Below are 7,909 nucleotides of genomic sequence, written 5' to 3'. Positions count from 1 at the left end.
GGTCAAGGGACCCGGCCTGATCCTGCTGATTCCGGTGGTCCAGCAAATGGTCAGGGTCGATTTGCGCACCGTGGTGCTGGACGTTCCGCCGCAAGACGTGATCACCCGCGACAACGTGTCGGTCAAGGTCAACGCGGTGCTGTATTTCCGTGTGCTCGATCCGCAAAAGGCCATCATCCAGGTCGAAGACTTTCTAATGGCCACCAGCCAATTGGCGCAAACCACGTTGCGGGCGGTGCTGGGTAAACACGAACTGGACGAACTGCTGGCCGAACGCGAACGGTTGAACCTGGACATCCAGCAAGTGCTCGACGCCCAGACCGACGCCTGGGGCATCAAGGTTGCCAACGTCGAGATCAAACATGTGGACCTCAACGAATCGATGATCCGCGCCATTGCCAAGCAGGCCGAGGCCGAACGGGAACGGCGAGCCAAGGTGATCCACGCCGAAGGCGAATTGCAGGCCTCGGAAAAACTCATGCAGGCCGCCGAAATGCTTGGCCGCCAACCGGGGGCCATGCAGCTGCGCTACATGCAGACCCTGAGTTCGATTGCCGGCGACAAGAGTTCGACCATCGTCTTTCCGCTGCCAATCGAGTTGCTCAAGGGCATGGCGGACTTGTCGTCGAAACCTTGAAGGTTGCGATGACGCCACTCATTGTCCGGTATTGCCGGACAGGTACAACCTCGCGGCAACACCACCAGCCTTCATCTGACGAGCGATCTGCCATTGCGCCGGCAACGGTGCGAACTCGTCAGGTACGTCGGCGGTACTGATCAGCCAGGTTCGTCCCGTGCCCTTTGGCAGGTCGCTCAAGTGGTCCAGATACACGTCTGGCATCGTCAAGGTACCGAAACCATAGTCGTTCGGCCGGCTCGAAGTGCCATCGGCCCGTGGCGGGGTGTAGAGCAGGGGCTGGGTACTGGTGCGGTTGTAGTAGACGTAACTCAAGTACCAGAGCATGTCACTGGTAACGATCCGGTCCCCCGGCTGAAAATGCAGATTGACGTCTTCCACCAGGACGTTGACCTGATCATGGACGTCCACCGTCGCGTTGTTTTTCAGGCCCACCAGTTCAACACCGACAAACAGGACCAGCACCGTCAGGGCCAGCACCCGGGAACCGGAGTACAAGCGGTCGATTGCCAATGCTGCCAACAGCGGCAGGCCAAGGGCATACGCGGTGAGGTAGCGCTCGATGAATATCGGCGAAAAAAACGACACCGCAAACACCAGCAGCATCGGGACAAAGGTGTAGATCGCGAGCAACGCGCTGCCACGGAACACACTGCGATCACGTGCCAGCGCCACCCACGCCAACACCGGCAAGGTCACCGGCAAGGCAATAAACACCAGGGGAGGCAGGGTTTCTCCGTCGTCCTGGGTCAGCAACGACCAGACCATCGACGGTAAGGAATCCAGGCTGACGGGCAGTTCCCAGCCAACATCGCCATTGGCCTTCAGTTGGTCCAGGTGCCGTAGCAGGTCGACAAACCCCGGCAGCCACGGCAGATACAGCGCCACGATAGCCACATTGGCCAGCCACCAGTCACCCCGCTGGATGTGCCGCAGACGATGCCCCGGCTGCACGCGGATGATCCCCAGGTACAACCAATGGCAGAGCACGCACAGGGCCGTGAAGTAATGGGTGTAAAACGCCGCGCTCATCAGCACGACATAGATCACCAGATAGCGCCGACGCTGTGGCTTGCGGATCCAGTACACCAGCGCAATGGTTGCCCCCAGCAACCACAGTCCCAGCAGCGAATACATTCGCACTTCCTGGCTGTAGCGCACCGCCGTGGGCAGCAGGGCCAGCAGGAGGCCGGCGAAGATCGCGGCACGGCGGGTGGMGAGCCGATCGACCAGCCACACACCGAGCCCGACCGAGGCAATCCCCGGCAGGACACTGAGGCAGCGGATCGACAATATGCCGTCGCCAAACATCGCGATCCAGCCGTGCAGCAGTATGAAATACAGCGGCGGGTGCACGTCGTAGGCGGCGTGCACCCAGATATCAGGTAATGAGTAACGGGCCAGCAGCAGGCTGGAACCCTCGTCGCCCCAAATCGCGGCAGCGGTCAGATCGTAAAAGCGCACCAGCGCGGCCAATACCAGAATCGGCACCAGCCAATGCTCTCGCGCCCAGCGGATCAACGGTTGCGCGCCCCTGGCGAAACCAGGATTGGCGTGCGGTCCCTGAGTGTCGCCCATCGGCGTTTCTCTGCGCGCCTCCATTGCCTCCCCACTGCTCCTGCGTCGCCAGCAACGCCCCTTGCACGGTGAGTACGGTGACGAAATCCACCACGCCCTCAACGTACTGCTGTTGCGCGGTGTCCAGCGCAATGCGGTTCTGGCGCACGGCTTCGGCCAGGCTGTCGCGGCGCAACTGGCTGGCGTTGTAGGCGGTCAATTGGTCATCGATTTCATGCCAGGCGCGCAACACGGTTTGCTGATAGGCGATAGCGGCTTCCTGCTGCTGTGCTTCACGCAACTCGAGCACGCCACGCAAGCGGCCGCCGTCGAACAAGGGCAAAGTGAATTGCGGGCCGATGCCGAACGAACGCGAACCCCAGGAGCCGAAATCGCTCAGTTGCATGGCCTGGGAACCGATGTTCCCCGACAGGGTGATTCGCGGATAGAAATCGCCCTTGGCCACGCCAATGCTGGCCGTGGCGGCATACAGCCGTGCTTCGGCCTGGCGAATGTCCGGCCGACGTGCAGCCAGTTGCGAGGGCAAGCCGATGGCGACCTGGCGCGGCGTTTGTGGCACCGGTGCGTCTGTGGATAACTCCGCCGCCAATGCCTGGGGCGGTTCGCCCATCAACAAACTCAAGGCGTTGATCAGTTGCCACTGGCGCTGCTCCAGTGCGGGCAGGCGCGATTCGATGGCCGCCACTTGTGCGGCGGCTTCGGCGACATCCAGGTCCGTCGCGACGCCGTCGGCCAGGCGCAACTGCGAGAGCTTCAGGCTATGGCGGGCAACGTCGAGATTCTGTTCGGTGACGAGCCGGGTGTTCTGCACACCGCGCAGTTGAATGTAGTCCTGGGCGGTTTCGGCCAGCACCGACAGCAGCACACCGCGCCGGTCGTTCTCGGCGACTTCCAGGTTGGCGTCGGCGGCTTCGGTTTCCCGCCGCACGCGGCCCCATAAATCCAGCTCCCAGGAAGCGGAAAAGCCGGCATCCCACAGGTTGAAGGCGGATTTGCCGTTGTGTCCTGATGGGTCGTTCAGGCCTTCACCACTGTTACGGTTGCGTCCGTAACGGCCGCTGGCGGCCGTGTTGGGGTAGCGCTCGGCGGTGATGACCTGATGCACAGCACGACTTTGCTGCAAGCGGCTACCGGCCAGTTTCAGGTCGAGGTTGTCGGTCAGGGCGCGCTGGCTCAGGGCCGAGAGTTTCGGGTCGTGGAACACCTCCCACCAGCGCTCGGCCATTGTTTCGGCGACGGCCTGGCTGGCGGCGGATTTGGCCGGTTTTGCCCAATCGGTGATTTGTGTGGTTTCGGGCTTTTGGAAATCGGGGCCGACGGTGCAGCCACTGAAACTCATGACGAGCAAGGCACTCAAGGTAAGTTGCGACAGTTGGCCCCTTCGCGAGCAAGCTCGCTCCCACAATGGACTTTCTGTGATGCGAAAATCTTGTACATCGCACATAACCCTTGTGGGAGCGAGCTTGCTCGCGATGGCGTCCGCGCCGTCAACACTGGTTTTCATCGCTGAGTCACCTCACGCAATACATCACTTGCGGTATCGATGCTCGCCTCCACCGACATCCCCACCCGCAAGCGCTCGGCCAGCGACTGCCCCGGCTCAAGCACGATCTTCACCGGAATCCGCTGCACCACTTTGGTGAAGTTGCCGGTGGCGTTGTCCGGTTTGACCGCGGCGAACGTCACCCCGGTAGCCGGCGCAATGCTTTCGACACGACCGTTGAGTGCCGCACCGCCCAGACTGTCAACGCGCACTTGCACAGCCTGCCCCGGCTGCACATCTGTCAGTTGGGTTTCCTGGAAATTGGCCATCACGTAAGCCTGAGCTAGCGGCACCACTGCGAGGATTTTGCTGCCCGGCGTGACGTAGGCGCCGACCCGCACCGCGCGTTCGCCGACCATACCGTCCTGTGGCGCAACGATCCTCGTATAGGACAACTCATAGCTGGCCATTTCCAGCTTCGCTTGCGCCCGTTTCAGACCGCCTTCGGCGGCATCGCGCTGGGCCGTGAGGATCTCCACCTGCTTGCGTTCCGCCGCCAGTACTGCAGTGGCGTTGGCCAGCCGCGCGGAGGCCTGGTCGATGCGCGTTTGCGCCTGCTGCGCATTTTGCACTGTGCCGGCGCCCACTCCGGCGAGGTGGTTGTAACGGTTCAACTCATGTTCGGCAAACGCCATTTCCGCCTTGGCCGAGACCACCGAGGATTGCGCCTGGGCAATCACCGACGCCTGGCGCTCGAGGGTCGCCCGGGCGTTTTGCAGTTGCGCCCTGGCCACCAGCGTTTCGGCATCGGCGGCCTGGGCGGCTGCGCGCAAATCCCGGTCATCGATAAGTGCCAGCAACTGCCCGGCCTTGACCTGCTGGTTGTCCTCGACCAGCACTTGCTTGATAAACCCGGCGACCCGCGGCACGACCAGGGTGAAATCCGCCGAGACATAAGCATCGTTGGTGTTCTGTTGGGTGCGCTTGCCGAACAGGCCGGGCATCGCCAGGTACAGCAATACGCCGACGGCCACTGCGGCGGCCACGGCAACCGCGACTTTCTGCTTTGCTTGAGTGTTCATAAAAACCTTCTGTATCAGTGGAGCATTCAGGTCGGTGCGCGCGGCGGATAGATCCGCGTTGGCAGCCAGAAAATCAGCAGGATCAAGGTCACGGCGATACCGGCCATGCACAGGTAAAGATCAGAGGAAGTGAGCACCACCGCTTGCTCATGCAGACGATGAGCGAGGCTTGCGCTGTCGTGCTCGGCCAGCGGCGAGTTGCCGAGGCGGTCGACCAGCATGGTCGAGTGAAAATGCAGTCGTGCCGTGGTCAGTGCTTCGATCACCCCGGTGGCGATGACCGCCGACAGGCCTTTGACGGTGTTGAACCAGGCCGATGCGAACGGCCCCTCCATCGGGTTGATGCTGCCGGTGGACAGCATCAGCAGCGGCAACACCGCCATGGGCTGACCAAAAATCTGCAGCCATTGCAGCACATAGAAATCGTCGCGAATCCACGCGGACGTCAGTTGCGAGCCGCCGACGCACGACAGCACCAGCATGCTCAGGCCGATGCCCAACACCCAGCGGCAATCAACCCAGCGAAAGTTGCACAGCGCCGCCACCAACGGCAGCGCAATCAATTGCGGCAGCGCCGCGAGCAGCATGATCGGCGCGGTCTGCACCGGACGATAACCCTGGACCTGCGCCAGGTAGCTGGACGGAATAATGATCACCGCCTGCAACACCACCAGCACGCCCGCCAGAGTCAGCAGGGCGAAAGACAGGTTACGGATGCCGAGCATCTGCATCTTGAAAAACGGCATCGGCTGCGACCACTCGCCGCTCAAAAACAGCACCAGCAGCAACAGCCCGCCACCGAGCAATCCGCAGATCAGGTTCGACTCGAACCAGTCCAGGCGATTGCCCTGCAGAATGCCGATCACCAGCATGCAAATGGCGGGAAAACCCAGCAGCACACCGCGCCAGTTGAAGGACTTGAAGCGTTCCAGACGCAGCGGGTCCCGGGGCAAGCCATACGCCACCGCGGCCATGGCAATCAGGCACGGCGCGATGATTTGCCAGAAGGTCCATTGCCAGCCGACATACTCGGTCCACAACCCGGCCAATGGCGTGCCCAGGCCCGGGCCGAACGTCGCCGTCAGGGCATAACCGGCCAGGCCATACAACTTCACATTGGCCGGCAAAAACCGCAGGGCCACGGTCATCAGCATCGGCGGCAATGCGCCGCCCGCCAGGCCTTGCAAGGTGCGCAGCAACAACAGGCTTTCGTAATTCGGGGCGAAGGGACACAACACACCCAGCAGGGTGAACAGGCTGATGGCGCACAGGGTGAAACGCCGCAACGAGAACGTCACCGCACACCACGGTGCGAACGCCATGGCCGCCACCGAAGTCGCGGTGTAACAGGCGACCAGCCAGGTGCCTTCGTCGTAGCCGATGGCCAACGCACCACGGATGTCAGCCAGGGCGACTTTGGTCACCATCTCGTTCAGGCCCGACACCAGCACCGCCAGCAGCACGCCCACCAGGCCGATGATGATCCGCGGGCCGAAGACGGGTGGAGCGGCTGCCGGGCTGGCCGCAGCAACAGGTGCCGTGACCGTAAGGGAAGTCATGTACTGCAAGCTCCGTCGTGGAAAGACCGAAGCATTCTAGGAAGCGTGATGCCTGACGAAAATCAACTTATTGACAGGTTATAAGTGCGTTATACGCAACGATACAAAACCCTGTGGGAGCGAGCTTGCTCGCGATGAGGCCGGCAGCCTCAACATCTTTATTGGCTGACCTGCCGCTATCGTCGGAACGCCGCCCGGACCAAGCTCGCTCCCACAGGGTTTTGCGTTCACCTCAGTCCGGTTGCGCGGCCAACCACGTTTCATCGCAGCAGGATTTCAGCGTTTCACGCAACCAGCGATGTGCCGGGTCCTTGTCGAAACGCGGATGCCAGGCTTGGGTCAGCATCAGGGTCGGCAAAGGGATCGGCAGGTCGAACGAGCGCAGCTTCAGCCCGAGCCGTCGCACGCTCAGCAGCGCCTCTTTGGGCACCGGCAGAATCAGGTCGGAATCGGGCAAGGCAAACATCGCCGCATGAAAGCTTGGCGCGATCACCGCCACCCGTCGTTCCAGCCCCAGGGCATTGAGCGCGGTATCGATCGGCCCCCGGGCAATGCCACGCCGGGACATGCTGATATGGGAATAACCCGCATAGCGCTCTGCCGTGATCTCTTCTTCCAACAGCGGATGATCCTCGCGCACCAGACCAACGAAGTGGGTGGAAAACAGGTTCTGAATCTTCACTTCCGGGGTCAGCGGCCGGGTGTTGCTGACGCTCAGATCGATCCGCCCTTCGCGCAACGCCTCATCATCGCCATCGCCTTCCGGGACGAAACGTAATTCGCAGTGCGGTGCCTGCCGGTCAAGGGTGTCGAACAGCTTGCCGCCGTAGACGCCGACAAAAAAATCGTTGGCGCGAATACTGAACCGCCGCCGCAGCGAGCTCAGTTCCACCGTATCGGCCGAACGAAACAGCAACCCGGCCTGCTCCACCACACTGCGCACCTGCTCACGCAACGCCAGCGCCTTGGGGGTCGGCACCAGGCCCCGGCCGGCGCGCACCAGAATCGGATCGCCAAGGGCTTCGCGGATGCGTGTCAACGTCCGGCTCATGGCCGCCGGGCTCAGGTTCATCCGCCGCGCCGCGCCCACCACACTGCCCTCGTCGAGCAAGGCATCGAGGGCGACCAACAGGTTCATGTCTGGCAATTGCATTGCGAGCACTCGTGTCTGATCAGGGTTGATTCAGACGCAATGCTAGCAAACATCACCGAACCATCCCCCACCGTTTCACCGTCACCCGCTCCAACGAATCAAACACCAGATTTTCCACCAGCAACCCAATCAGAATCACTACCGCCAACCCGGCAAACACCTTGTCGGTATACAGCTCATTGCGATTCTGAAAGATGTACCACCCCAACCCACCTTTGCCACTGGTAGCCCCAAACACCAACTCAGCAGCAATCAACGTACGCCAGGCAAACGCCCAGCCGATTTTCAGCCCGGCGAGAATTGACGGCAGCGCCGCCGGAATCAGAATGAACAGCACAAAGCGAATGCCCTTGAGGCCGTAGTTGCGCCCGGCCATGCGCAGGGTTTCCGAGACGCCGAGGAAGCCAGCGTAAGTGT

The 7,909-nt window shown here is 61.8% G+C and carries 6 protein-coding genes and 1 pseudogene; 1 reads left to right on the top strand and 6 read right to left on the bottom strand.

The genetic code is table 11. The features are described from left to right. The coding region (locus AC1DVH_RS25195; RefSeq protein WP_477756098.1) for a slipin family protein at positions 1-637 on the top strand (637 nt) is incomplete at its 5' end. Between the two features lie 18 nt (positions 638-655). Here the strand turns inward: AC1DVH_RS25195 and AC1DVH_RS25190 are convergent. The 6 genes and pseudogenes from AC1DVH_RS25190 to AC1DVH_RS25165 form a co-directional block, all read right to left on the bottom strand. Beyond that, complete coding sequence (locus AC1DVH_RS25190; RefSeq protein ID WP_477756097.1) at positions 656-2,239, bottom strand: glycosyltransferase family 39 protein; 1,584 nt, start codon at positions 2,237-2,239, stop codon at positions 656-658. Between the two features lie 7 nt (positions 2,240-2,246). Beyond that, positions 2,247-3,719, bottom strand: a pseudogene (locus AC1DVH_RS25185) (efflux transporter outer membrane subunit); the annotation flags it as partial. Then, on the bottom strand, positions 3,716-4,780 hold the full coding sequence (locus AC1DVH_RS25180) for an HlyD family secretion protein (RefSeq protein ID WP_477756096.1): 1,065 nt from the start codon (positions 4,778-4,780) through the stop codon (positions 3,716-3,718). The pseudogene AC1DVH_RS25185 and the gene AC1DVH_RS25180, both read right to left, overlap by 4 nt. Positions 4,781-4,806: 26 nt before the next feature. Beyond that, positions 4,807-6,339 (bottom strand): MFS transporter, encoded by a 1,533-nt coding sequence (locus AC1DVH_RS25175; RefSeq protein WP_477756095.1) that lies wholly within the window; start codon positions 6,337-6,339, stop codon positions 4,807-4,809. 232 nt (positions 6,340-6,571) lie between these two features. Then, positions 6,572-7,492, bottom strand: a complete 921-nt coding sequence (locus AC1DVH_RS25170; protein WP_477756094.1) for a LysR family transcriptional regulator — start codon at positions 7,490-7,492, stop codon at positions 6,572-6,574. Between the two features lie 52 nt (positions 7,493-7,544). Then, positions 7,545-7,909, bottom strand: a 365-nt coding sequence (locus tag AC1DVH_RS25165) for an ABC transporter permease (protein ID WP_477756093.1), incomplete at its 5' end; no start/stop codon positions are given.

This window comes from Pseudomonas sp. P4_C3, assembly GCF_056402075.1.
This window is presented reverse-complemented; position numbering and strand designations above follow the sequence as displayed.